Origin of the sequence: Lactiplantibacillus garii (assembly GCF_003885105.1) — a bacterium.
Lineage (GTDB): Bacteria > Bacillota > Bacilli > Lactobacillales > Lactobacillaceae > Lactiplantibacillus > Lactiplantibacillus garii.
This window is the reverse complement of sequence record NZ_QWZQ01000027.1, coordinates 1-25,752: the sequence shown is the minus strand read 5'-3', so window position 1 is coordinate 25,752 and position 25,752 is coordinate 1. Positions and strand designations below refer to the sequence as shown.

Genomic DNA, 25,752 nt, shown 5'->3' with positions numbered 1-25,752 from the left:
TCCCAAACTACAAATATCAACTATAGTGAGTACTAGTTGCTGTTAACCTGCGTCTTGTATGCACTTTGAATCTTATTGATTGTGCTGTTCAAGCTCGTCTTACCTGAGTAATAGTTACCCAAATTGCTTTGGAAAACAGTTTCCAATTCAACGGAGTGAATCCCATATGAAACGGCTGGAATCTTATTCATGTTAGTAGCAAAGTATTGGTTAACTTTTTGACCAACGAACGGATCAGTTTGCTTCCATTCCTTGTTCTTCTTAGCAGGCTTGTAAGTCGTAATCGCGGCTTGATCCTTCAAGACTTTGGCATAAAACTTAGAATTACCATCGTACATCGTCTTCAAGAACTCTTTAGCAGCTTTATCGGCCTTAGCGTTACCAGTATTTAATGCGTAAAGGCTAGAACCACCTTCGTTAGTGGAGTTTACAGCACCTTTGACACCAGCGACACGTGGTACCGTAGCAACGCCCCATTTGCCTTTCATGTTTTTATCAGACTTGATAGTTGGTAAGTACCAAGCACCTTCAACAATGGCTAGGTCATTACCATTAAATACGGCCTTGTTCCGACTATTAAAGTCACTGTAACCTTTAATAACACCAGCATCGTTTAATTTCTTAATTGTCTTAATGGTTTCTTTGAAGGCCGTTGAGTTAACGTTCAACTTACCTGACTTAGTGAAGTACCAGTTACCAGTTGATTGTAGGATTTGACGAATCATATCTGGATCTTGACCTAACAAAGTACCAGTACCTAAGATTTCCTTACCACTGCCTTTTTTAACCTTTTCAGCAAGTTTGATGAATTGGTCCCAAGTAATGTTGTTTAAATCCTTAGCCTTTACACCGTATTTAGCAAAAATATCTTTCCGGTAGTATAAAGCTGAAACACCTGAATCAAATGGTACCCCGTAAGTTTTACCTTGATAAGTAACGATATTCTTCTTATAACCTGAGAAATTATTTAAATTAATATCACTGTTAGTATTGAAATACTTAGTATATGAAGATAGCATCTTTTGTGCGTTATAATCTTCAATCGTTACAATGTTAGGAAAACTACTTTGCTTACCAGCTGATAAAACGGTTTGCAACTTAGTAACGTAATCACCCTGGGTCTGAACCTTAAACTTAACCCCTGAATTCTTGTGTTCTGCGTTATACATCTTAACCGCAGTTTTCATATTTGGTACCGTGAAATTAGGATCATCCGCCCAAATTGTTACGGTGGTGGTTCCTGATTTTGATGAAGAGCTCGACGAGTTACCACATGCTGTTAATAACGTGGTACTTGCCAATACTACCCCTACTCCTAATAGGGCTTTAGTAAACTTTTTCATCATTGTTTCCTCCTTTTTTACAACCTGTATGTTTTAACAGTCCTTATTATGTAACCGTTTTCAGTTAACGTCAACCGGATTTTTATCACGAAATTTAGTAAAAATATAACGTTTCTCGGTTTTTACCTGTTTTACTTGCTTTTTTATTCAAATGTCAGCAAATAACAGAACAACAAATCGTTCATATCTTTCAAATCAAAACCAGTCGCCTGCTGAAATTTCCGAATGCGGTATTGTAAGGTATTACGGTGAACATACAGTTGTTTCGCGGTGTTGCTGACGTTACCACCATTTTGGTATAGACTCGTAATCGTCTCACGGGCGTCCGGTAACGACAGGAGTTCGTGCTTGCTGCGGACGATTAATTCGTTTTGACTGAGCTGCTTTTCAAAACAGTACTTCAAAATGCTGTTAGCAATGGTAAACACGCGCCGACTCGTGTTTTGTTGCACTTGGAACTGGAACAGTTCCCGTTCACGGGCAAACACCGCTCCAAGATTATTATCGGCCGGCCAATACTGTCCGACATACAGTTTCGACGTGCAGTAAAAGTCGTCGTCTAACGTTTGACTAATGCCCAAAAAGTCGTCACTAGCAAACACTTTCCCGTTCAGTTTTTCCACCGCGATGGCCGTGTCCGTACTAATTAAAAACGCATCTAATAAGGGGTGCTCAAACATTGACTGGAACGCGGTCAACCACTTAGTCGGGGTAATTGCTGGGTCCTGATTAATAATTTGAATCTGGATCACACGGACCATTTGTTGCGACGTCGCCGGTCCCTTTTCACCTAAGAATAGTCGGCGAAACCAGCGGTGCCCGTTAGCTAACAGTGTCTGGGACGTACTCTGATCATTAAGTAGTAGTTTTAACAGGGCAATTTCGCGCCCACTCACCCCGTTTGCGGGGAGGATCAGCCATTCGTTTCCCACCGGAAAGTTTAAGTATTGGTCATTTTCCACCGGGTCCGCACGTAGTACCGCCTGCGGAAAAATCGTTTTTACTTGATTAATCTCCATCACATTCCGCTCCTAACAAGTAAAACTTTTAGTAATAGTTTTGTGCAAACTGCCAAAACTATTTTACTTCTTTTGTTCAAGATTAGCATATCTTTGTATGCGCTTTCAAACTATAATCAATTATGAAATTTAAAACGAACGAGGACGTGACCTAAAATGGCTGAAGTAAATTTAAAACACATTTATAAAAAGTACGACGGCGCGGACGACTACTCCGTCACCGATTTTAACCTGGACGTTAAGGACAAAGAATTCATTGTATTCGTCGGCCCCTCTGGTTGTGGGAAGTCCACGACGTTACGAATGATCGCCGGTTTGGAGGACATTTCCAAGGGTGATTTGATTATCAATGGTAAAAAGAGTAACAAGTTGCCACCAAAAGAACGTCAAATTGCGATGGTTTTCCAAAACTACGCGCTGTACCCTCACATGACCGTTTACGGCAACATGGCCTTCGGGTTAAAGATTCAAAAGAAGGATAAGGCCGAGATCGATAAGCGGGTCAAGCACGCCGCGGAAATCTTAGGCTTAACGGAATACTTACAACGTAAACCAGCCGCCCTTTCAGGTGGTCAACGGCAACGGGTTGCCTTAGGCCGGGCCATCGTGCGTGACGCCCCGATCTTCCTAATGGACGAACCCCTCTCTAACTTGGATGCCAAGTTACGGGTCTCCATGCGGGCTTCCATTGCCAAGTTGCACCAAGATTTAAACACCACCACCATTTACGTTACCCACGACCAAACCGAAGCCATGACCATGGCTGACCGGATCGTCGTCATGCGTGACGGGAAGATTCAACAGGTCGGAACCCCGTCCGAAGTTTACGATAAACCTGCCAACGTTTTCGTTGGGGGCTTCATCGGTGCGCCGGCCATGAACTTCTTTAACGTTTCCCTAAACAACGGTAAGATCACCGATGATAAAGACGGCTTTACGTTAAAGGTTCCCGAAGGCCGCTTAAAGGCTTTAAAGGCCGCCGGTTACGATGGCAAGTCCTTCATCCTCGGTATTCGGCCAGAAGATATTCACACTGAAAACGCCTTTTTGGAAACTTTCCCTGAAAATACCATTCACGCCGAAATCGTCGTTTCCGAATTATTAGGTGCCGAATCACAACTTTACAGCAAGGTCGGCCAAACCGAATTTGTTTCTAAAGTCAACGCCCGGGACTTTGAACAACCCGGCACTAAGATGGATATGGGCTTTGACCTGAATAAGGCCCACTTCTTCGATGCCAAATCAGAACTTTCAATTGACAACATGGTTGCCGAAACGGTAACTGAATAAACATTCATAATCCAAGCCCAACCAAGTTTGCGGAACCCTAGATCCGTAAATTGGTCGGGCTTTTTTTGTAAGCCAATCGTTTGAAAAGCGGTCCTAAAATTATTATAATGTATTGAAATTGATATATTATTAGAATTAGTGTAAAGGAAGCGTTCCCCATGGATCCTAAATTTTTAAAAGTTATCAAAGCAACCACCCCAGCCACCATCGTCACAGTAAATGCCCACCCGGCCCACGTCGTTAACACTTGGAGTCACTACATCCACGTTGTCGACGACCACACTTTGCTAATCCCGTCTGCCGGAATGCACTCCATTGAAAATGATTTTCCAACCGACAACCACCTGACCATTGCGGTTGGGAGTTACCAAGTTCCCGGCACGACCGGCACTGGTTGTGGGTTCCACGTCCACGGTACCGGCGAGTTCCAAACCGCCGGCGCCTACTTTAACGAAATGAAAGCTGAATTTGACTGGATTCGCGCCGTTTTGGTCGTGACCGTTAATGACATCGAACAAAAAATCTAGCCAGTCAAAAAGGCCTTGCCCCCGCGTATAGTCGGTGGCAAGGCCTTTTTTGAGCCGTTAATGGCTAGTAACAGCCGTTTTAGTATCAGCAGGTAAATAGTCTAAGAAGTGGCTAAAGCACTGTTTTAAGAAGTGTTCACTGCCGTCATCGTTTAAGTGGTCGTGTTCGTCAAACTTGGTACCAGCCTGTGGCAACATAAATTCGTTCCCCGGCATGACCTTCGCGTCCATCCCCGGTGAATCCAGAATTTGGCGCAGGTTCATTTGGGCCCGAACCGTTCCTTGAATTCCTAAGGAGGTCCCGACAATCATAACCGGCTTGTCCTTAAACGGGTGTTCCGCGCTGGACAACCATTCCAAAGCACTCTTTAAAGCGGCTGGTACGGAGTGGTCGTATTCGGGCACCCCGATCACAACGCCGTCCGCGGCTTCAACCTTAGCGGCTAAAGCTTTAACGCTCGCTGGTTCTTGATCGAGGTCGTCCTCGTTAAAGAGTGGCAGGTCCTTGATTTCACAAATTTCAAAGTTAACTTCGGTTTCGAACAAGTCCTTCATCGCAAACAGCAACTTGCGGTTATACGACTTGGAGGCGTTAGTGCCCACGATGGCCACGATGTTGGCTTCGTCATCGCCAGCGGCAGTTTGACGCTTAGCGTTTGCACTCGCCGCCGCGCCGGCTACGTAACCGGACGAAATGCCCCAAGTATTCATCATGCTTGGCATTGAATCGTGCCCGTTGGCGCCGCCGATAACCTCACCGGCACCGAAGTAGTTCGCGACCGGCGCGTTTTTCGTTGTTAGCAACTGGAGATTGTCAGCGTTAACGCTGTAACCACCTAACGTCGTCGCAAAGCGGTCGCGTTGTTCAATCACGTAGAAAGTTTGGCCTTCAAACTGGTGTAAGAACTGTGGGTCCCGGCCGAATTCCTGGTCGTGACCATTCTTCACGAAGTCCTGGTACCGCTGCACGGTCGCGGCTAAAGCCGTCCCGTCAATCCCCGCTTCCTTAGCGACCGTCTGTAAGTCACCCTTAACAAAAACCGGGCGCTTCGTTGGGTCGGCGAAGAATTGTTTGATTTCTTGCGGTGTAAAGTCGTGCAAGACTAGTAAATCGTAAACTTTCTTCCATGTCCGTTCGTCCATCACTAAGTAGGCAACCTTGTCATCCTGCTTGAGAATGGCGTTACGGAAGGCGGTGTAAACGTTGGATTCGTTGACGATCCGTTCACCCTTACTGTTAACGTAGATCGCGCCCATATCGGTAGCTTCCTTAGAAGCGTAGGTGGTCAGTTTGGCCACGCCGGGTTCAACTTCCACCCCGTGTGGGTAAATCTTGTACCAACCCAAGTCGTGGGTCTGTAAATCAAGAACGTCGTTAAACTGGTAGGCGTCACCGGTCGACGTCATTGGACCGTAGTAGTCGATCCCTTTGCTTTCGTCCCCGCGCATCTTTTGGTTGGCACCGTGCCCACCAGTAGCTAAGACAACGGACTTAGCCTTGATCTTAACGGTCAGGTCGTGTTGCTTAGCCACGACCCCGTTTAAATCGTGGTTACGGTTAAAGGTCAACTCTTCAACCCGGGTGTCCAACAGAATTTGACCGCCCGCCGCGGTAAAGGCTTTGGACACTTTTTGAATAAATTCAAAGCTGCTGGCACTTGGTAATTCAATCTGCCGGTTAATTGAGTGTTCTGGTGTTTGGGTCTGCGCTTTTTGGTAGTGCAGGTCGGCAAACTCGCTGACGAAATCAATGGCAGAACCAATGTTATGAACCATTAAGTCGGTCAAAGCGGGGTAGTTGGTTTCCAAGCTTTCGCGACTAACGTCTTGGGCCAGCATTTCCGGCGTATCGTGGTTATTATCAAAAATCTGAGCGGCCACGTTCGATCCAGTCCCAACCACGTTGGAACCATTCAGGATGGTTGCGCCACCCATGTAGCCGTTCTTTTCGACCAAGATAACCTTTTGGCCCAGGGCTAAAGCGCGGCAACCGGCAACTAAACCAGCTTCACCGCCACCAATGATCAAAACGTCGGTTTTATAACGCTTCGTGGTGTCCGTTGCTTTAGCTTTTGGCGTCGGTTTAACGTTGATTCCCGCGGCTTCCACCGCCTTGTCAGCCGAACTTAGGAGGGCCTGCGTCATGACGGTCGCCCCGCTAATCGTATCCACGTCAAACGACTGTTCGGTAATAATGTTATGTTTCAGCTTATCAATGACTTGGTTAAAGATCCCGGACGTTTCGGAATGCTTTAAAATCTTTAAATCCTCAATTTTATTATCCTGTAGGTCAACTTCGTAATTGATGATCCCGTTGTGGCCCATCGCTTGGCCCTTTACTTGTTCATTACTCAATATAAAACACTCCTTTGCGTCGCGGTTGCAAGCCACTTGTAACCGTTACTTGCTGCTGACGATCAATAAAAATAGCTTCGGTACCGGGCAGCTTTTCAATCAAAGCTGCCCCGGCTCGTGGTCCTTTAAAGTAGGTCACCGTTGATAACACTTCGGCCAGTTCGGACTGGTCAGTGATCACGGTCACTTGGTCTAACTGATTTTCAACCGGATAACCGGTCTGAGGATCCAGAATGTGGTGATAACGGTGACCGTTAACTTCGAAGTAACGTTCAAAGATCCCGGAAGTAACCACCGTTTTAGCGGACATTTGCACCTGTAAAACCGGGTAACCCCGTGGCGCGGCCGGGGCCTGGACGCCGACCTGCCACTGACCATCCGGACTTAACGGATTGGAACCCAGTAACTTCACGTTGCCACCTAGATTAACGATGGCGCTCTTGATCCCAACACCGGCTAACTGCGCCACAATTTGGTCGGCAAAGTAACCCTTGGCAATGGCACCAAGGTCGAGCTGCATTCCCGCCCGTTTCAAGAAAACGCTACGGCGTGTAGCGTTTAATTCCACCTGATCGAGAGTCATCAGTTGTAAGCGTTGTTCAATCGCGGATTGGTCCGGAACTTGCTGACCACCAAAACCAATTCTCCATAGTTTTACCAGCGGGCCAATCAACACGTTAAAGCTGTCCGCGTGTTGCCGGGAATAGTCAACGGCGTCGCGAATCAGGTCAAAACAGCCGGGGCTGACCGTAACGGCATGCTGCCCCGCGTCCTGATTCACAGCACTTAATTCAGAATCGGACCGGTTCACCGAAAAGACCCGGTCCATTTGTGCTAAGTAGTCGTAGACGGCTTCAACCACCGTCTGTCGTGGTTCAAACAGGGTCAGTGAGATGACGGTACCCATCATGGTAAATTGCGAAACGTACTTTTTCTGTGCAACGGTCATCCACGTAACCCCCTTTTTAATTAACTAAGTTTTAAGTCTTCTAATTCGGGCCTGAGGTGGTCCAACGCAATTTGACCGGGAGCGGAAGCCGCACCGACCGTCGCGAAGGATAAACAGGAACCGAAGACTTCACCGGAAAGCCGGGAAACCTTTCCCAGATCACCCATGGACATCGTAATCACGGGTTGTGACAACGTTTTGTGGGCTTCGTTGGTGGCGGCTAACAGCGTTAACACGTCGTCGGCCGATTTCGGCATGACCGCCATTTTAGCGACGTCGGCCCCGAAAGCCACCATGCTGGTCAACCGACCAACCAGGTCCTTCTTATTCGGCGTTTTGTCAAAATCGTGGTTACTCATGATCACGACGACGTGGTTCGCGTGGGCCTTGGCAACCAAGCCCTTAACGGCGGCTTCGTCGTGGTACCGTTCAACGTCCAACGCGTCGGTGAAATTACCGGCTAAGACGTTCTCACAAACGGTGAAGTAATCGGCGTCACTCAGCTCGAGTTCGCCACCCTCACCCTTAGTCCGGAAGGTAGTCAGCAGCGCAATTGAACCAAGCGCGCTGCGTAACCACTGACCAGTTTGTTGAAGTTGCTTAACGTCGGTCACGCCTTCAAAGAAATCGATCCGCCATTCGACCACGTCCGGGTCGGCGGCTTTAATGGGGTCGACCGCGGCTAAAATGTCGGCGGTCGTTTTCCCCGTAATCGGGACGGCCAACTTGGGACGACCGGTCCCCAAACTTAAGTTACGTAATTTAACGACTGGTTGCTCCATTAGTGGCAACCCCCTTTTGATTAGTTTTACCAAATAAGTGGTAGTAACGTACCGTAATCAAGACGGCTAGGACGAACCCAACTAACGCGATGATGACGTCGAATAAGAAGATGTTGGCCAGGTTGGTTGACATCATCCCGGTAACCAGCGGAATCGTGAAGGAAGCAATCGATCCGGCCGTGTAAAACGCCCCGGTAATCGTTCCTTTGCCGGATGGGAAGAAGGTCGACATGACCGTCAAGCCAAGTTGCATGACCCCACCAGCGGCGGAGAACCCCACGACAAATGACATGATGGAACACATGATGGCCGTTGGGAACAAGTACATCAATAGCAATGAAACGAACGAAATTAAGGTGTAAACCCCTAAAAATTGAATTTCCTTAACGGCGCGCTTAGCTAACGCGGCGGTGACCAGTACACAGACGATCGAACCGACACTGTAGTAACTGATCAAAGCCCGAGAACTGGCATCGCCCATTCCGGCAACCTTGGCGCCGTACTGACTGAGCCACTGACTAACGAGGTAGAAGGTTGCTTGTGAAACGTAACCATAAAGGATGAACAGCGTTCCGTCAAACCATAAGTTACCCTTAGAAACGGGTTGATCATCGGCTGCGGCAGCCTTTTCTTCAACCTTAGCATCCTGGTTAGCAACCGGGAACTTGCCGGCAGCGGCCATGAAGATCAGGTTGGCTAACAAAACGACAATACATAGAATAAAGGACCAGCCGTACCAGTAATTGCCAGCTACTAAGAAGCTGACTAACAGGGGTAGCCCAAACTGACCAACGGAGATGAAAGCTTTGATAATAACGTTAGCCGTCCCCTTGGATTCGGGGAACATTTCCATTAAAGCGGGGTACGTCCCGGAGTCTAAGAAGGAGTTGGCAATCCCGGCCAAGATCCCAAAGACGTAGGCTACCGCAATCGACGTACTCATTAAGATTCCGCCGAAGAACAGCAGGTAGGTGATCACCCCTAAAATAACGAACGGCTTACGACCGAACTTATCGGATAACCAGCCGGAAACCAGCAATACGATCAGCCGCCCAATTCCCAAGGAAGAAATGACTACGGCCACGCCCCCGGTAGTGGTATTCCAGTGCTTAGCGAGGGCCTCCATATTTTGTGCCAAGATAATGACGCCCATCCCGTGAATGAAATAGTTCAAATACAGGCTGATGGCAGTCGGCATATACTTATTTTTCATATTAGAACCTCATTATTTTTGATCGTCATCGAATAAAATGTGACGGATGTAGTCAACTGGCATGTCTTCGCCCGTCCAAAGTTTGAAGGCGGCGGCACCCTGTTCCAGCATCATGCCTAAGCCGTTAAAGACGTGCTTAACACCGGCTTGTTTTGCGACCCGCATTAACTTAGTTTCACGGGGTGCGTAAACCGTGTCAAAGACCACTAAATCGGGGTTGTTAAACCAGGTTGGGTCGTCAACCAAGGTCTTGTCTTCCAACGGCTTCATCCCAACGCCGGTTGAATCGGTGTAGATAAATGAACTTTGAATTTCTTTCTTAAAATCGTCACGGTCTTCTAATTCGTGTAAGGTTGCGTGGCAATCGGTTTTTTCGTTGATCAAAGCGACGTTGCGCTTAGCGTTTTCCCATTCCGCGTCGTGTTGGTTAAAGATCGACATTTCCTTCACGCCGTCTAAGGCAGCTTGAACCGCAATCGCCGTTCCGGCACCACCGGCACCCGCTAAGGTCATCTTGTGACCGCGAATGTCAATGCCTTCGTCGTCTAAGGACTTCATAAAGCCGATCCCGTCGGTCGTGTAACCGGTCAAAACCCCGTCATCGTTAACGATCGTGTTGACCGCGCCGACCATTTCAGCGGCCGGGTCCAACTTATCAAGCAACGGGATCACCTTTTGCTTGTTGGGCATGGAGATGTTCGACCCACGCATATCTAGAGTCCGAATCGATTCAATGGCAGAAGGTAACTGGTCGTTGCCCACTTCAAAAGCCAGGTAAGCGTAATTTAACCCTAATTTTGCAAAAGCGTTGTTGTGCATGGTTGGTGACATCGAGTGCCGAATCGGGTATGCCATTAAGCCAATTAATAAAGTGTGTCCATCAATACGTTCTGTCATGTTAATCCACTCCTAAAATATTTTTAAATTTTTTGTTGATTTGTTACTCAATTCACTTGTTATCGTAACAAAATGCTTTAATATAATAAATATGAATACGTTGCTTAATCAATCGAATTTGTTTATGAATGAAAGGGGTATCATTAGTTTGAATCTTAGGCATTTGGAATTTTTTAAAGAATTAGCCCGGACGCAGCACATGGCTAAGGCTGCCGAGAACCTCGGCATTTCCCAGCCTTCTTTGAGCTACGCCATTAAAAAGCTTGAAAAAGAAGTTGGCGTCCCTTTATTTGAGCCAGACGGGCGCAACATCAAATTAACCCCGATTGGATCGGTTTATTTGAAGTATATTACGGCCAGTTTAAACGATTTATCACAAGGCAACGAACTCGTGCAGCAGTTGATGAATCCCGATACCGGGCACATTAACCTGGGCTTCACGTACACCATGGGCCAACAACTCGTTCCCGAACTCATTACCGAGTTTCAACTGGACCCGCAAAATCAGGCGGTCACGTTTGAACTCGGCCAGGGCAACTCCGGCGAACTGCTAGAGGACCTGGCCGACGAAAAGTACGACCTGGTCCTTGCTTCCAATGTCGATAAACTTGGTGAGCAGCCCACCGCCAACTTATTCGACTTTATCCCGCTCGTCCAGCAAGCCATCGTGGCCGCGTTACCGACCGGGCACCCGCTGGCCCAAAAAGAAGCCGTACAAGTCAAGGAACTGGCACCCTACCCGATGATCCTGTTCTCCAAAAACAGCGGGTTGCGGCCGTTGATCGACCAAATTCTGGCCAGCGCCCACGTCAAACCCAAGGTTGCTTACGAAGTCGAAGAGGACCACACCATGGCGGGGTTCGTGCGCTTCGGCTTAGGCGTGGCGATCATGCCGGATCTGCCCCTGCTAGACCAAAGCAGCGTGGTGTTAAAACCATTAGCCGACCAACCCCTGCAGCACCAAATTTATTTAATCGTTAAACGCAACCACTTCTTAACGCCGTCGGTTCACCGTTTTCAAGAATTCAGCCGCAGTTACTGCTGGCAACACTACACCAACCAAAACCGGCTGTTATAACGCCATAAAAAGAGTGCCCTCAAAGTCAACGTGAACAACTTTGAGGACACTCTTTTTAATTTTTAGGCTGCTTTTTCAAACCGTTCAACCGGCTGCCGACCGTGCACCAGGCTTAAGACGACCAGGCTGCACAGTACCCCGACGACCGCGATGGCCACGTCAAACCACATAATATCTTGAATACCCGTCTGCGAGATCCAGGCGGTAACCACCGGGATCGTGAAGGACGCTAACCCGCTGGCCGTGTAGTAGATCCCGGTAATCCGGCCCTTCGCCCGCGGGAAGGTGTCACTCATAATGGTTAACCCTAATTGCATAACGCCACCGGCCGCCGAGCAGCCAATAACAAAGGAACTCACTAGGGCCACGCCCCACTCGGGTACCAGCGTTAAGGCTAACAGCGCGGCTAACGAAACGCAGGTATCCATTAACATGAACCAAACGGGTTTAATGACCCGTTCAACGAGGACCGCGGTCACGATCACGCCGAGAATCGACCCGATACTATAAACGCTGACCAGCATCCGCGCGTGAACTAAGTTTAGCTGAATGACATCGCTGCCGTACTTAGTCAGCCACTGACTAACGAGGTAAAAGGTCGCCATCGAAACGTAACCGAAGATGGTCAGAACGACGCCCAAAATAACCTTTTTGGGGGTCCAAGCCGTCTTGATGGTCGCATCGGTAACCGCTTTTTCAGCCGGGTGCGTAGAGAGTTGCGGAAAAGTCCGCCGGCGTAGAAAGACCAAGTTAACCGCCATCAAAATAACGCACAGTAGGAAGGACCAGCCGTACCACCAATTAAAGTGGTCCAATCCCGCCACTAAAATCGGCAGGAGTAGTTCCCCAATTGAGGCGAACGCCTTGATCATAATGTTGGCCGTAGCCTGGCGCTTGGGATATAGCTCCATCAGGGCCGGATACGTCCCTGAATCTAAAAACGAGTTGGCCATGCCGGCCAAAATTCCAAAAAAGTACGCCGTGTAAATATTGGGCGAAATGACGATTCCCACGAAGAACAACGTGTACGTCAAAATACCCAGTTGGACAAATAGTTTGCGGCCCCAGCGGTCGGAAAAAGTGCCGGCGAGGTAGAGAACTAGCAAGCGCCCAATGCCCAACGATGAAATGACCAGTGAAACGCCGGCGTCGTTAACGTGCCATTGTCGTCCCAGCACCGTCATGTTCTGCGCTAGAATCACGATGGCCATGCCGTGAACGAGGTAGTTCAGGTATAAACAAATTGTCGTTTTAATTCGTTCTGTCGAAGTCATATGAGTCACCCGTGCCTTGCTTTAATTTGAATTGAGTAACAAAACACTTTTTGCTCATGTATTAACAACCATTTAAGAGTAAACGGTTCCATTTGTCAAGGGGTGAGCCGCCTGAATTGTTTTACCCCATACGAAAGGACACCCCCAAACGTGCTGAGGTGTCCTTTGATACGCGAACTAATTAATTATGCTTTAACGGTCACCGTGGCCGCGTCGTCCGCCGGCGTGACGGTCGTGGGGGCCGTCACCGTTAGTTGGTCAACGTGATCCATGTTCGTAATCACCATGATCACCGTTGTCTGTTTACCAGCCGCTTTCACGGCCGCAAGGTCCATTTGAACGAGTGGTTGGCCCGCCGTAACCCGTTCACCAACTTGAACTTTAACGTCAAAGGGCGCGCCCTTTAACTCAACCGTGTCCAAGCCGAGATGCAGCATCAGCTCCAAACCGTCTGGCGTCGTCAACATCACGGCGTGCTTCGTGTCGGCGATAGTCTTAATTTCACCGTCCGCGGGTGCCGTAATCGTCCCAGTGGTGGGTTCAATGGCAAAGCCGTCCCCCATCATTTTCTGTGAAAAGACTTCGTCAGCGACCGCCGTAATGGGCATCAGCTGACCGTTAGCAATGGCCTTTAAGGCCACCGCCGTTTGCTTTTTCTTAAAACCGAACACATTACCACCCCTAATTAAAATGTTTCCGAATCGTGTCCCGGGTCGCCACGAGTTGCTTAATGTGGTGCGCGTAATCATGCGTGACAAAGGTGTAATACAGCAAATCAATGACGTACAGTTGCGCCATTAACGACGTGGTTGCCGCGGTGCGGGCCGTCTGGTTTTCTTCACTGTCATCGTTGCGCAACACAAAGTCCGCTAGCTTCCCCAGCGTGCTCTTTGGGTTGCGCGTCAACACAATGACCGGTACGTTGATTGAGCGGGCCAGGTTCGCCAACTGGATGCTTTCCGCCTTTTCACCCGAATTGGAAATCAAGAATACGGCGGCCGTGGCGCGTTGCGTCGTAATTCCCACGGCTAGCAGGTGCGTGTCCTGCGAGTGAATAATGGCCTTACCGACCCGAATAAACTTTTGTTCAAAGTCGGTAGCCGCCACGTTAGAAGCGCCCAGTCCGTAGACGTACACGTTAGCCTTGCCAGCGATTAGTTGGCTCGCCGCCGTTAACGCCTGATCATCTAGGCCGGCGTTAGTTTCCTCAATCGTATGGCTAATCCGTAGCGCTAATTTGGACTTAACCGCCGCCAGGTCATCCTGGGGGTTAATTTCATCGTATAAACTTTGATCAACACTGCTTTCTGCCGACAGTCGTAATTTTAACGCGGGGTACCCACCGTCCGGAATCAGCGCTTGCCCAAAGCGGGCGACCGTCGCGGTACTAACGTCCGCCGCCGCGGCCAGCTCGGCAGTACTCATCTGAATCACCTCGTGGGTGTGTTCTAAGATGTAGCGGCCAATTTTTTGCTCAGCGTTTGAAAAGTTGGCTAGCTTGTTGTGAATGGTAAATAAGATACTAGTCATGGGTAACCTCCTACGTTTAACTAATGGTATTTAGGCCGCCGTTGCGATTTCGTGGCCCTCTTTATCTTTAGCTATTTTAGCACTAGCAGGAACGCCGAAGAAGTACGTTGCGACAAAGCCACCGGCGTACGCCGCTAGTAGGCCTAAAACATAGCCCATCCAGTGCCCGTTGTTGATCAACGGAATCAGTGCGACCCCGGAAGGCCCGATTGCGATGGCCCCGATGTTACCTAAACCACCAATCACGGCACCACCGATACCACCGCCGATACATGCGGTAATAAACGGCCGGCCCAACGGTAACGTGACCCCGTAAATTAACGGTTCGCCAATACCTAAAATCCCAACGGGCAGGGCCCCCTTGATCATGTTCGTTAATTGACGGTTATTCCGGCAACGCAGCCACAGTGCAATCGCAGCCCCGACTTGACCAGCACCGGCCATAGCCAAAATTGGTAATAGTGGCGTCATGCCTAACTTGTTAATCATTTCAATGTGAATTGGTGTCAAGATTTGGTGTAACCCAAACATGACCATTGGCAGGAAGAACAGTCCCAGGACAAACCCGGAGAAGGCCCCACCAACGTTTAAGACCCATTCGATCCCGCCAACTAAGCCGGTCGAAATAACCCCGGCAATCGGCATGACGATAAAGATGGTGAAGATCCCAATCACCAGGAGTGCGATCGTCGGTGTCACGATAATGTCAATTGAATCCGGAACAACTTTGTGTAACCATTTTTCAACGAGTGAAAGGACCCAAACGGCAAAAATAACCCCGATGATCCCACCTTGACCCGCGGATAGCGCTTGGCCGTTAAAAATGTTGTGGATCGGTGCTTGTGGGGTGACCCCCGTTAACAGCGTCACGGCCCCAATGACCCCACCTAAGCCGGCGGTTGCACCAAAGACGGTCGCACTGTTGATCCCAACGTAGATCACTAAGTACGAGAACAGGCCACCGTTAATGACCTTCAAAACGTTAATGAAGTCGGTCCAGTTCTTGCCAATATCGCCGGCGACCATCATATTAGATAGGATTGCAGCGATCCCGGAAATTAAACCAGCCCCAACGAACACTGGAATTAATGGAATAAAAATACTAGAAATTGCACTTAAAATTTTGCGCATTGGGGTTTGTTTAATTTTAGCTTTTTGGGCGGCGTGAACTTTCTTGGCCTTGGCCTCCACCATTTCCTTGTCACGTTGGTGTTCCGACTTGGTCGTCGAATCATTCTTAGTCGTAAAAGTACTTGGATCGGGGAACGGTTCGCCTAAGCCAACCCCCACTTCTTTGACCATTTCTTCGGCCACTTTGTCCACGGTGCCGGGGCCCACGATGACTTGCAACGTGTCTTCTTGAACAACGCCCATGACGCCGTCAATGGCCTTTAAACCGTCCATGTCCACTAAGGAGTCGTCCCGAATCGTCATCCGTACCCGGGTCATGCAGTGGATCAACTTTGCTATGTTTTGCGGTCCGCCAACGTGGTCATAAATCGCGTGGGCGATCCGAACGTACTTATCTTCAGCCATAATAAATCCCTCCTAATTAACTGCCTGACGAACAAATCCCTTTGCCCGCTGCAGGCGTTGTGCTGCTTCGTCCTTACTCATATCCGTTAAAACCATCACGATGGCCAGCTTAACGTCTTGATCCGCATCCTCAAACGCCTTGGCGGCCGTTGTGGCGGAACAGTCCGTTGCCTGGACAATGATCCGTTTTGCCCGTTCGACCAATTTTTCGTTAGTTGGTTTAACGTCGACCATTAAATTCTTATAAACTTTACCGATTCCAATCATTGAAACCGTTGATAACATGTTTAAAACTAATTTTTGCGCCGTCCCCGATTTAAGCCGGGTCGAACCCGTCAAGACTTCCGGACCGACCTCAACTTCAATGGCAATCGCGGCGTGGTCACTGATTACCGCGTGCGCGTTACAGGCCAGGCTAATCGTTGCGGCACCAACGCTCTTAGCATAGTCTAAGCCGCCTACCACGTACGGGGTCCGACCACTCGCCGCGATCCCAACTACGGTGTCGTGGGCCGTTAGTTTTAGATCAACTAAGTCCTGCCGACCCAGTTCAACGGAATCTTCGGCCCCTTCTACGGCCACCGTCATGGCGGACATGCCCCCCGCAATCAAACCTTGGACCAACGTCGGAGCGGTTCCAAACGTCGGGACACATTCAGCGGCGTCCAGTACGCCTAGCCGGCCACTAGTTCCAGACCCCATGTAAATTAAGCGACCGCCGGCTTGTAAATGGTCAACAATCGTTTTTACAGCGCTTTCAATTTGAGGAAGCACTTTTTGAATCGCCGCCGGAACCTTCTGATCCTCCTGATTCATGAGGGTTAAAACCTCTTTGACTGATAACGTATCCAACGCCATCGTTTTTTGATTCCGCGTTTCCGTGGTTAAATTTCCTAAGTTCAATTGCCATCATCCTCCTTTATAAACTGAACCGCTTGGTTACTGTCGATCCATGGTAATAAGGCCAAGTCACCCGCGGCAACTTGTCCCACCACGTTGACCCGTTCATTCGCGGGTAAAGCCGTCTTCATAATTTGCAGCTCACCCACGTAACGGCCATAGCGGTCATTGTCAATCGTTACGGCCCCTAGCGGCCGCGCCACCGTATTGGCCGGTGCCAGTTGGTGAATCTTTTGACGCCCTTCAACTAACCGCACCACGTCCCGCGCAACGTCGGGGCGGTTATGCCAAGTGGTTGCCAGTAGTTGCGCCGTCGTCGTGTGAACGGATAATTGCAAAGTGTGGTCCTTAAAAAAATGTTTGAATTGTTCACACCGCGCCGAACTCAACACTGAGTCACCAACGTAAACCTTATCAACTAACAAACGACGCTGGAGGTTCAAAGTAGCCGCCAGTGGCTGGGCGCCACGGTCAGCCTCGAGCGTCGGTAACCCGACGTGCAGCGGTCCGCGCAAATCGGTATCGCCCATCACAAACGCCATCGTTGTAAATCCCTGCGCCTTTAGCCACTGATTCTTTGCCAGGACCCAGTCAGCGTCCAACCCGGTTTCTGGCCGGGGATAATAGTTATGCCACGCTTCCAAGTGTTCAAAATTAGCCCCGGCTACCGTTAATGCCTGAACGTCGGCCGGACTGATGGTACTGGCATTCAGGGCAATCGGCATCAAGTGGGATAACGCGGCGATGGTGGTCATTGGCACCCCGTCATCAATTCGTAACGCCGTTAACCCCAACTCCGCCAGCGCTGCGGCATCCTTGATATCGACACCCATCCGTTGCATTCCGGCCGCCGAAACGTCCGCGGTCAACTGTAAATTTAGTTCCCGACAAACTTGTCCCAGTTTTCGGACTCGCGTTAGGTATTGATGCGGGTCGTCCTCCGGAATGTGCATCGACGTAAAGACCCCGGTAAAGCCGGCGTCAGCCATCATTCGCATCTGTTCAAGCCGCGTTGCATCTAACGGTTGGTTCAAATACACCGAAAAACCCAGCATTATTTCACCCTCCAATTGTTATCGCTTTCATCTTCAAAATAAATATACCACCGTTGTAACAAAATTACAATACGGTGGTATATTATAATCTTTAAATGAAATTATATTTCTTATACATTTTATTTCAATCGTCTTATTACCAATACCAATTTTAATTCTATAACACTTAGAGCGCTAAAATCAATGTTTTTATTAAAATAATTAGCCTATACCAATTTAAAAAGGCGTTTTAAGCTATAAATTTTGATTGAAAACAACGCTACCCGTTTTCAGTTAAAAAGGCCCCCCGTACGTCGCGGGTGGCCTTTTAGCTTAGCTCAAGTCTAAGTTGGTTAAATCTACTTCAGTTTTTGCGGGTTTTTTGGGCTTTTCCAACCCGTTATTCTTAATGACTTCTTGGTACCAATAGAACGACTTCTTAGGGTACCGTTTTAAGCTGCCCTTACCCTGATCATCTAAGTCAACGTAAATGAAGCCGTAGCGTTTGCTCATTTCACCGGTAGAAGCACTGACTAAGTCAATGCACCCCCACGGTGTGTAACCCATTAAGTCGACCCCGTCAGCAACTGCGCCGGCCATCGCTTGAATGTGTTGTTTCAAATAATCGATCCGGTAGTCGTCTTCCACGTGGAAGTTCTTGTCCGGTTTATCAAGTGCACCCAAGCCGTTTTCAACGACGAAGAGCGGCTTTTGATAACGGTCGTAGAGCTCGTTTAAGGCAATCCGCAAACCGGTTGGGTCAATCTGCCAGCCCCAGTCACTCGCCTTTAAGAACGGGTTCTTAACACCGCCCATCAAGTTACCAGCCACCGTATCGGTATTTTGTCCGGTCGTTTCGACCGCCGTTGACATGTAGTAGCTAAAACCGATGTAATCAACCGGGTACTGCTTCAAAAGAGCCAGTTCGCCATCGGTCGTTTCGAGGTCATCGAAGGCCAAGCCGTATTCAGCTAACAACCGCTTCGTGTAAGCGGGGTATTCGCCACGGACCTGCACGTCGGCACAGAAAAAGTTGAAATCCTGGTTGTGGTGCAAGTTGGCTAACTGGTTAGCCGGGTTGGCATCGTAACTGTAGCTCGTCGCGTACAGAATCATGCAACCGACCTGAATATTTTTATGGAGTTCGTGGGCAATTTTAACCGCTTTCGCGCTGGCAACGAACTGGTTATGCCAAGCTTGAAAAACGTTCTTTTTATCGTCGGCTCCGTTGGACGGTACGAGCCCTTGCCCCATCACTGGGAAGTGGGCGGCACTGTTGATTTCGTTAAAAGTCATCCAGTACTTGACCTTATCCGCGTAACGGGTCAAAACGGTCCGGGCAAAGTTTTCATAAAATTCAATTAAGTAGTGGTTCTTCCACCCGCCGTAGCGTTTGGCCAGGTTCAATGGCATTTCATAGTGTGAGATCGTAATGATTGGTTCAATGTTGTTAGCCAAGCATTCGTCGATTACGTTATCGTAAAACTTCAAGCCGGCTTGGTTGGGTTGTGGTTCGTCACCGTTAGGAAAGATCCGCGACCAGGCAATGGAAAACCGGTAACATTTAAAACCCATTTCAGCGAAGAGCGCAATGTCTTCTTTATAATGGTGATAAAAATCAATACCCTCGTGGTTCGGGTATGTATACTTAGCTTCATCGATGGTCCAATCAAAATCGGGCTGACTAACGATCTTAAACCGATCCTTACCGCCAGGAAGCGCGTCGGCGATTGATAAACCGCGGCCACCTTCCTTGTAGCCACCTTCTAATTGATTGGCAGCGGTCGCGCCGCCCCATAAAAAGCCTTCTGGAAATTCTGACATCTAATCAACACCCTTTCTGGCTTACCATTATAAAAATGATAGCCCTTACATTCCAGTATAATCAATTTGACCTATCAATATCAAATCGATTTTATCGTAAATTCATAGAAACCCTTTATATAAGCGTATAATTTGTAATAGTACATAGTACAAATTAATGGATTATAGACGATTCACCACCATTAACGTGGTAAAGCCCGTACCAAGTTTTGAATGGTATGGGCTTTACTACTGATATTTTTAATTAGCTGGCATTGACAACTTACGCTAGGTCTTCCCCATTTGAAGCGATAACCTTTTTATACCAATCAAAAGAATCTTTCCGGATTCGTTTGAGCGAACCGTTACCTTCATCATCTTGATCAACGTAAATAAAGCCGTAACGCTTGCTCATTTCGGAGGTACCGGCACTGATTAAATCAATGCAGCCCCAAGTCGTGTAGCCCATTAGGTCCACGCCATCCTTGATGGCTTCCTTCATCTGTTCAATGTGTAGCCGTAAATAATCAATCCGGTAATCATCGTGAATTTTACCGTCCGCGGCGATTTTATCTTCCGCACCCAGACCATTTTCAACAACGAATAGCGGCACCCGGTAACGATCCCAGAATTCGTTTAACGTGATCCGTAAACCAACGGGGTCGATTTGCCAGCCCCAGGCACTCGCTTTTAAGTACGGATTCTTTCCGCCTAAAGCTAAGTTACCGTTGACCTTTTCAACGTCGTCGGTCGCTGAAGTGATGGTCGTCATGTAGTAACTAAAGCTCAGAAAATCAACCTTGCCTTCGCGCAATAAGTCCTCATCGCCCGGTTCCATGGCCAGTTCGATGCCGTTTTCAACGAAGTAACGGTTCATGTATTCCGGATATTCCCCGCGAACCTGGACATCCGTAAAGAATAAGTTTAACTGATCTTGTAATTGTGCCGCCCGTACATCAGTAGGATTTGGCGTATTAGCGTACGTTTGCATCCGCGCTAGCATACAACCAATTTGAGCATCCGGGTCAATTTGATGGCACTGTTTAACGGCAATCGCACTAGCTACAAATTCATGGTGTAACGCTTGGTAACGTAACTGCATTTGTTCAGGCAGACTCAACTCGCTATCTACAGCACCAGTCCCGGTGAAACCCCATGTTGAAGCGTTAATTTCGTTGAAAGTCAACCAGTACTTAACTACTCCCTTGTAGCGTTTAAATAGCACTTCGGTATAGCGGGTAAAATCGGCAATCGTCTTGCGTGACGCCCACCCATTATTAGTCAACGTTAAGTTTAACGGCATTTCGTAATGGGAGATTGTGACAACGGGTTCGATTCCGTACTTGTGACATTCCGCAAAGACGTTGTCATAGAACTTCAATCCCGCTTCATTTGGTTCCATCTCGTCACCCTTAGGGAAAATTCGGGCCCAAGCAATCGACAAACGGTAGGCCTTAAATCCCATTTCAGCAAACAATTTAATGTCTTCTTTATAGTGATGGTAAAAATCAACTCCCCGCCGTTTGGGGTACATGGTATCCGTTTTGTCATTGATGGCCACTTGTAAAGTTTCGTTAGTGACTTCGTTCATGGACATGACTTTGCGGTCAGTGGCCTTTTTAACGACTTCCGCCGTGGTCAAGCCCTTACCGTCTTCGTTCCAGCCACCTTCAACTTGGTTGGCAGCGGTCGCACCGCCCCATAAAAATCCTTTAGGAAATCCCGTTGGCATTGTTTTTGAGTACATGATCAAAACTCCTTTTAATTTAGTTTAATTGTAATAATGGTTCAGTTGCATTCACATCTTTTAATTCCGGCAACGCCACTTTAACGTCGTGGTAGTTCTTCGAATTAGTCACCACGATTGGCGTTGTAACGGTGTAACCAGCGGCTTCAATCGCCTTGATATCAAATTTAATTAAGGGCTGACCCGCTTTAACGCTAGTTCCTTTTTCAACTAGGGTTTCAAAACCCTTACCGTCCAATTCAACGGTATCCATCCCAATGTGCATGAGAATTTCTGCTCCATCAGTAGTGTTTAACCCAATCGCGTGTCCGGTTGGGAAAACCATCGCAACTTCGGCATCGGCTGGGGCGTACAAGACTCCTTCAGTCGGTTCAACGGCAATTCCTTTGCCCATTGCGCCGGATGAGAACACCTCATCGTGTACTTCACTCAATGGTACGATCCGACCCGTTTCGGGACTGGATAAGTTAGTTGCAACGTTGTAATGAACAGTAGGATCAACCTTTGTCGCAACACCAGCAGCAGTCGTCTCAACAACCCCACTAGCAATTGCTGGTTCTGCATCAGTAGTTTGACTCTTTTTAGGCGCTTCACTATCCACACTCTTACGGCCAAACAGCATTTGTAAGGCAAAGCCTAGAACAGCGGCAACCGCCATTGCTAAAATCAGCCCGTAAACAGTGCTGTCCACGCCCGCTTTAGAAATCGCAGCAGGAATCGAGAAAATCCCCATGCCGCCCATCATGTACAGCTTAGTACCAGCTAACCCGATAATGCCGCCACCAATGGCCGCTGCAATACAACTTAAAATAAATGGGCGTTTGCGTGGCAGCGTTAACCCGTAAATAGCCGGTTCGGTAACACCGAAGATACCGGAAATAAAGGCTGGTAACGCAATGCCACGGGTCTTTTCATTCTTAGTTTGAAGTAAAATTCCTAAAACGACCCCGGTTTGCGCAAACGAAGCTGCTAAGGATAACCCTAAAATGGGATCGTAACCTTGTGAAGCTACGTTGGCCATCATCACGGCCACGAAACCCCAGTGAACACCAAAGATAACAAAGACTTGCCAGAAGCCCCCCATAACAATCCCGGCCAACATCGGACTGAAGTTGTAAATAGCTACACAGATTGATGAAATACCATCACTTAACCAACTAGCAACCGGCCCAATGATTAAAAACGTCACGGGTACGGCAATCAATAGGGTAATGAACGGTACCAAGAACGTCTTGACCACGGTCGGTACAATTCGCTTTGCAATAGTTTGGACTTTTGAAGCAAACCAAACCGCAAGAATAATTGGAATAACTGACGACGTATAACTCATCATCACTACCGGAATCCCTAAGAAAGTTGCGTGAATTTGTGATTCGAACAGCGTTCCGCTAAAGAGCGTTGTTAACACGGTTTTGCTATCATTCAACGCAACAATGCTTGGGTAGCAAAGCGCCATCCCAATCGCCATGCCGATAAATTGATCCACGTGAAATTTCTTGGCAGCCGTTAAGCCCAATACAATTGGTAAGAAGTAGAAAAAGCCATCCCCAATTGAATACAAAATTTTATAGGTCCCAGAGTTGGTGGATAACCAATTAAGAGCAACAAACATGGCTAAAAAGCCTTTGATCATCCCGGCCGCACATAGAACACCTAACATGGGGGTGAAAATACCAGAAATTAAATCAATAAAGCGGTCAAACACACTCGTTTTTTCGTCTTCACCGTAGTCATCCGGCACACTGCCGCCATCGGAAAAGCCACCTACTTTAATCAAGGTTTCATACACATCCGCTACTTCGTTTCCAATAACGACTTGATATTGACCACCGGATTGAACGACCGTGATCACGCCATCCGTTTCTTTAAGTTCATCCGTTTTTGCAACGCCTTCATCTTTCAGCTTAAAACGGAGCCGCGTCGTGCAATGAACCACACTCCTAACGTTATCCTTACCGCCGACACCGGCGATGATTTTTTTACTTAACTCTTCATAAGCCATACTCGTTTCCTCCTAAAACGTTAATTTTAAGTAAAACAAAAACCCAAACGTCCTTTCTTCAAACTACGCGACTAGGGCCCTAGCCACGGCTAATCTCAAGAAAAGATATTTGGGTTAATGCCTGATTACTCAGTAACACACCTGATTTATCTTTAATTATTCACTTTTCTGACGGTGCGTCACTCGCCAAATATGTAAGGTTAAATAGACCTTATCATCTGGTTGCAACTGCCAACCTGCTTGACTCTGTAAAAACGTATCAATACGTTCAACGGTTTCGTACGCACGTGGATATTTTGTCATCATTAATTGTAGTAATGACGCATCCAACTCACCATTCGTCACCGTCACCTGACACGCCCGTTGAACTAATAGCGCCCGCAAATGGGCAATAAAACGACTATAATTAAATGATTCGGTATCCAATGTCATGTGGAACTGATATTGCACGATATCAATGATGCCACTAATTAGTTTAGTAATTTTTATCGTTTCTTGTAATTTAGATCCGTCCGACGCGGCATTGACGAAGTGATACGTCATAAAAACAACTTCACTTTTAGGTAGCGTTACGTTTGCCAACTGATTAATTAAGGCAACGGCTTGATTCGCCGCTTGATATTCCTTATTAAAAAGTTTTTTCACTTCCCACCGAACGGTCCCGTTGTCCACATCGATTCCGTCGTTTGCGCGCTTTAAGGCGAAATCAATGTGGTCAGCTAAAACAAAATACTGATAGTCACTAAAACTAATTTTTAGCAATGGTTCAACTAAATGCACCACCTTGGTCGTGATGGTAAACGATTGCGGCTTCAGATCCTGAAAGCTATCAATATCGACATTTTGTTTTAACGTCGCGACAAACCGACGTTGAACCTTATTTTCATCGATTAAATCGCCTTTATGTTTGCCAAACCCAACGCCATTACCAACGACGATCCATTCAACAGCCTGATCATCAACGACTAAAGCGGCGTTATTATTAAAATTCTTTAGGAACTTCACTATGACCAGCCTCCAAGCGTGACCAAACAAAAAACCTACTCCAACAGTATCGCATCCCACAACAGGGACTGCTCGTACGTTTATAAAGTAGGTTTATGCCTGATCGAATCAGTAACACGCTCTCGTTTATGTGGTTTATAATAGCAACAACTGTAAGCGGTGTCAACAATTAATTTTAGATACTATTCCATTCAACATAGTCAAAACTAAATCTATGACCAATAAAGGTGAAAAAGAACTCAATTCAAAAACAAATTGAGTTCTAATAGTCATCTGTTGCCAAATGTCAGTAACAATACTTACATCTTGCAGGCGCTATTTACTATTAAGAGGTATCACTTTATTCCAAACTTTTAGCTTAAATGTCTCGTTATCAATCGTTTCAATAACCGTTAAGCTATCATTATCAACAATTCCGTGACCCGCTGTTTTTAATGTATCACCAGAATCACTGTGACAAATATCCTGGCGTAGATTAGCAAATGGTACACCCAATAAATATTTTACCGTCATAGAAATAACATTTCCATGTGATACCACTAATACTGAGTTTGAATTGTTGGGACCTTCGTTTTGTACGATGGCTTTTATAACTTTTGTTGTGCGCGACAAAAAATTATCATAAGTTTCACCGCCACCTGCTAACTTAGGATTATATTTATCAGGTTCTCGAATTAGATAATCATATTGCGGATTATCCATAACCAGTTGTTCTGGTTTCCCATCCCAAATACCAAATTCAAATTCTCGTAAATCGGGTACAATGGTGATTTCTGGCGAAGTTACACGTTCATTTAAAATCAACTTTGCGGTATCTAATGCTCTCCCTTGGGGACTTGAAAAAACACTAGTAAATTGCTGATCAGCAAGGTATTTGCCCAATTGCTTTGCCCTTTCTACACCCTCAGTTAATAGCGGAGAGTTTACTTGACCACCTTGAAACCGGTGACTCGAATTAAACTCCGTGACCCCGTGACGTACTAAATAAATTCGCACTAGACTTTCTCCTCCTACGAAGCAAAATTAATGATACTTTTTTGTACAGAGTTAAAGTTTTTTTCCATCATATCTAAGTCAAAATTCTTTTCCATTAATTTTTCAGAGGCAATCTCAATACTATTTTGTTTAACAGTTCCATTAGTAATAACAATATCCTTTTTTCCAATATGTGCATAATCTAGTTCGTCAATACTCTTTAAAATTAATTCTTGATCCTGACCCTCAAGCTTTTTTATTATCTTTGAGTTCGCATATATCACGGGTGATGAGAGATCAGCTATACAGTCAAGATGAATAACTTTAGCATGTGCTTGGTTGTCCTTTATATACTTTAATAACATATTTTGACCATTCCTGTTCTCACATCCATTATCCGTGAAAGCGAAAACGGTTTTCTTTCTTTGCTGACTTGTCATCTTTCTACACATATCCACCATAAAAATTACACTTAACGTATTACGTACAAAAT

Annotated in this window: 22 protein-coding genes; 3 read left to right on the top strand and 19 right to left on the bottom strand. The window is 47.2% G+C overall.

Annotated features, from left to right (window positions below; translation table 11 throughout):
• Positions 1-32 precede the first annotated feature (32 nt).
• Both D1831_RS08780 and D1831_RS08775 read right to left on the bottom strand, forming a co-directional pair.
• Positions 33-1,343, bottom strand: a complete 1,311-nt coding sequence (locus tag D1831_RS08780; RefSeq protein ID WP_158610655.1) for an ABC transporter substrate-binding protein — start codon at positions 1,341-1,343, stop codon at positions 33-35.
• Between the two features lie 143 nt (positions 1,344-1,486).
• On the bottom strand, positions 1,487-2,362 hold the full coding sequence (locus tag D1831_RS08775) for a helix-turn-helix domain-containing protein (RefSeq protein WP_125072562.1): 876 nt from the start codon (positions 2,360-2,362) through the stop codon (positions 1,487-1,489).
• A 156-nt stretch (positions 2,363-2,518) separates the two neighbouring features.
• Here D1831_RS08775 and D1831_RS08770 point away from each other — a divergent pair, with 156 nt between their 5' ends.
• Positions 2,519-3,652 carry an ABC transporter ATP-binding protein gene (locus tag D1831_RS08770; RefSeq protein ID WP_125072561.1) on the top strand — a complete coding sequence of 378 codons (1,134 nt, stop codon included), beginning with the start codon at positions 2,519-2,521 and terminating at the stop codon, positions 3,650-3,652.
• A gap of 158 nt (positions 3,653-3,810) precedes the next feature.
• Positions 3,811-4,179, top strand: a complete 369-nt coding sequence (locus tag D1831_RS08765) for a pyridoxamine 5'-phosphate oxidase family protein (RefSeq protein WP_125072560.1) — start codon at positions 3,811-3,813, stop codon at positions 4,177-4,179.
• A gap of 57 nt (positions 4,180-4,236) precedes the next feature.
• On the opposite strand, the gene D1831_RS08760 is transcribed toward D1831_RS08765, so the two are convergent.
• From D1831_RS08760 to D1831_RS08740, 5 genes are read right to left on the bottom strand one after another with little or no spacing between them, the layout of a single operon-like run.
• Complete coding sequence (locus D1831_RS08760; RefSeq protein ID WP_404819893.1) at positions 4,237-6,504, bottom strand: FAD-dependent oxidoreductase; 2,268 nt, start codon at positions 6,502-6,504, stop codon at positions 4,237-4,239.
• A 22-nt stretch (positions 6,505-6,526) separates the two neighbouring features.
• The gene (locus tag D1831_RS08755) at positions 6,527-7,483 is read right to left on the bottom strand and encodes an FAD:protein FMN transferase (RefSeq protein WP_125072558.1); all 957 of its coding nucleotides are present in this window, start codon (positions 7,481-7,483) and stop codon (positions 6,527-6,529) included.
• A gap of 20 nt (positions 7,484-7,503) precedes the next feature.
• Positions 7,504-8,265: a type I 3-dehydroquinate dehydratase gene (gene aroD / locus D1831_RS08750; RefSeq protein WP_125072557.1), complete on the bottom strand. Its 762-nt coding sequence runs from the start codon at positions 8,263-8,265 to the stop codon at positions 7,504-7,506.
• Positions 8,246-9,478 carry an MFS transporter gene (locus D1831_RS08745; RefSeq protein WP_125072556.1) on the bottom strand — a complete coding sequence of 411 codons (1,233 nt, stop codon included), beginning with the start codon at positions 9,476-9,478 and terminating at the stop codon, positions 8,246-8,248. The genes aroD and D1831_RS08745 overlap by 20 nt, the downstream gene beginning before the upstream one ends.
• 12 nt (positions 9,479-9,490) lie before the next feature.
• The gene (locus tag D1831_RS08740) at positions 9,491-10,375 is read right to left on the bottom strand and encodes a shikimate dehydrogenase (protein WP_125072555.1); all 885 of its coding nucleotides are present in this window, start codon (positions 10,373-10,375) and stop codon (positions 9,491-9,493) included.
• A gap of 148 nt (positions 10,376-10,523) precedes the next feature.
• Between D1831_RS08740 and D1831_RS08735 the strand changes: the two genes are divergently transcribed.
• A complete protein-coding gene (locus D1831_RS08735; protein ID WP_125072554.1) occupies positions 10,524-11,453 on the top strand; it encodes a LysR family transcriptional regulator in 930 nt (309 codons plus the stop codon).
• A 62-nt stretch (positions 11,454-11,515) separates the two neighbouring features.
• On the opposite strand, the gene D1831_RS08730 is transcribed toward D1831_RS08735, so the two are convergent.
• The 12 genes from D1831_RS08730 to D1831_RS08675 form a co-directional block, all read right to left on the bottom strand.
• A complete protein-coding gene (locus tag D1831_RS08730) occupies positions 11,516-12,727 on the bottom strand; it encodes an MFS transporter (protein ID WP_125072553.1) in 1,212 nt (403 codons plus the stop codon).
• Between the two features lie 185 nt (positions 12,728-12,912).
• Positions 12,913-13,398, bottom strand: a complete 486-nt coding sequence (locus tag D1831_RS08725; protein ID WP_125072552.1) for a PTS sugar transporter subunit IIA — start codon at positions 13,396-13,398, stop codon at positions 12,913-12,915.
• Between the two features lie 10 nt (positions 13,399-13,408).
• Positions 13,409-14,257, bottom strand: a complete 849-nt coding sequence (locus tag D1831_RS08720; RefSeq protein ID WP_125072551.1) for a MurR/RpiR family transcriptional regulator — start codon at positions 14,255-14,257, stop codon at positions 13,409-13,411.
• Positions 14,258-14,287: 30 nt separating this feature from the next.
• Positions 14,288-15,793: a PTS transporter subunit EIIC gene (locus D1831_RS08715; RefSeq protein ID WP_125072550.1), complete on the bottom strand. Its 1,506-nt coding sequence runs from the start codon at positions 15,791-15,793 to the stop codon at positions 14,288-14,290.
• A gap of 12 nt (positions 15,794-15,805) precedes the next feature.
• On the bottom strand, positions 15,806-16,696 hold the full coding sequence (gene murQ / locus D1831_RS08710) for an N-acetylmuramic acid 6-phosphate etherase (protein WP_125072549.1): 891 nt from the start codon (positions 16,694-16,696) through the stop codon (positions 15,806-15,808).
• Positions 16,693-17,748 (bottom strand): DUF871 domain-containing protein, encoded by a 1,056-nt coding sequence (locus D1831_RS08705; protein ID WP_125072548.1) that lies wholly within the window; start codon positions 17,746-17,748, stop codon positions 16,693-16,695. Before D1831_RS08705 ends, murQ begins: the two co-directional genes overlap by 4 nt.
• A gap of 312 nt (positions 17,749-18,060) precedes the next feature.
• Positions 18,061-19,551, bottom strand: a complete 1,491-nt coding sequence (locus D1831_RS08700; RefSeq protein WP_125072547.1) for a glycoside hydrolase family 1 protein — start codon at positions 19,549-19,551, stop codon at positions 18,061-18,063.
• 262 nt (positions 19,552-19,813) lie between these two features.
• Positions 19,814-21,277 (bottom strand): glycoside hydrolase family 1 protein, encoded by a 1,464-nt coding sequence (locus D1831_RS08695; RefSeq protein ID WP_125072546.1) that lies wholly within the window; start codon positions 21,275-21,277, stop codon positions 19,814-19,816.
• 19 nt (positions 21,278-21,296) lie between these two features.
• Positions 21,297-23,279: a beta-glucoside-specific PTS transporter subunit IIABC gene (locus tag D1831_RS08690; RefSeq protein ID WP_125072545.1), complete on the bottom strand. Its 1,983-nt coding sequence runs from the start codon at positions 23,277-23,279 to the stop codon at positions 21,297-21,299.
• 156 nt (positions 23,280-23,435) lie between these two features.
• A complete protein-coding gene (locus tag D1831_RS08685; RefSeq protein ID WP_125072544.1) occupies positions 23,436-24,284 on the bottom strand; it encodes a PRD domain-containing protein in 849 nt (282 codons plus the stop codon).
• Between the two features lie 315 nt (positions 24,285-24,599).
• The gene (locus tag D1831_RS08680) at positions 24,600-25,280 is read right to left on the bottom strand and encodes a histidine phosphatase family protein (RefSeq protein ID WP_125072543.1); all 681 of its coding nucleotides are present in this window, start codon (positions 25,278-25,280) and stop codon (positions 24,600-24,602) included.
• 14 nt (positions 25,281-25,294) lie between these two features.
• Positions 25,295-25,752: hypothetical protein (locus D1831_RS08675; protein ID WP_225422837.1), on the bottom strand; the 458-nt coding region annotated here is incomplete at its 5' end.

Coding starts and splice junctions, on each gene's coding strand:
- D1831_RS08780 (WP_158610655.1), bottom strand. CDS start 1,343: ATGAAAAAGTTTACTAAAGCCCTATTAGGAGTAGGGGTAGTATTGGCA.
- D1831_RS08775 (WP_125072562.1), bottom strand. CDS start 2,362: ATGGAGATTAATCAAGTAAAAACGATTTTTCCGCAGGCGGTACTACGT.
- D1831_RS08770 (WP_125072561.1), top strand. CDS start 2,519: ATGGCTGAAGTAAATTTAAAACACATTTATAAAAAGTACGACGGCGCG.
- D1831_RS08765 (WP_125072560.1), top strand. CDS start 3,811: ATGGATCCTAAATTTTTAAAAGTTATCAAAGCAACCACCCCAGCCACC.
- D1831_RS08760 (WP_404819893.1), bottom strand. CDS start 6,504: ATGGGCCACAACGGGATCATCAATTACGAAGTTGACCTACAGGATAAT.
- D1831_RS08755 (WP_125072558.1), bottom strand. CDS start 7,483: ATGACCGTTGCACAGAAAAAGTACGTTTCGCAATTTACCATGATGGGT.
- aroD (WP_125072557.1), bottom strand. CDS start 8,265: ATGGAGCAACCAGTCGTTAAATTACGTAACTTAAGTTTGGGGACCGGT.
- D1831_RS08745 (WP_125072556.1), bottom strand. CDS start 9,478: ATGAAAAATAAGTATATGCCGACTGCCATCAGCCTGTATTTGAACTAT.
- D1831_RS08740 (WP_125072555.1), bottom strand. CDS start 10,375: ATGACAGAACGTATTGATGGACACACTTTATTAATTGGCTTAATGGCA.
- D1831_RS08730 (WP_125072553.1), bottom strand. CDS start 12,727: ATGACTTCGACAGAACGAATTAAAACGACAATTTGTTTATACCTGAAC.
- D1831_RS08720 (WP_125072551.1), bottom strand. CDS start 14,257: ATGACTAGTATCTTATTTACCATTCACAACAAGCTAGCCAACTTTTCA.
- D1831_RS08715 (WP_125072550.1), bottom strand. CDS start 15,793: ATGGCTGAAGATAAGTACGTTCGGATCGCCCACGCGATTTATGACCAC.
- D1831_RS08705 (WP_125072548.1), bottom strand. CDS start 17,748: ATGCTGGGTTTTTCGGTGTATTTGAACCAACCGTTAGATGCAACGCGG.
- D1831_RS08700 (WP_125072547.1), bottom strand. CDS start 19,551: ATGTCAGAATTTCCAGAAGGCTTTTTATGGGGCGGCGCGACCGCTGCC.
- D1831_RS08695 (WP_125072546.1), bottom strand. CDS start 21,277: ATGTACTCAAAAACAATGCCAACGGGATTTCCTAAAGGATTTTTATGG.
- D1831_RS08690 (WP_125072545.1), bottom strand. CDS start 23,279: ATGGCTTATGAAGAGTTAAGTAAAAAAATCATCGCCGGTGTCGGCGGT.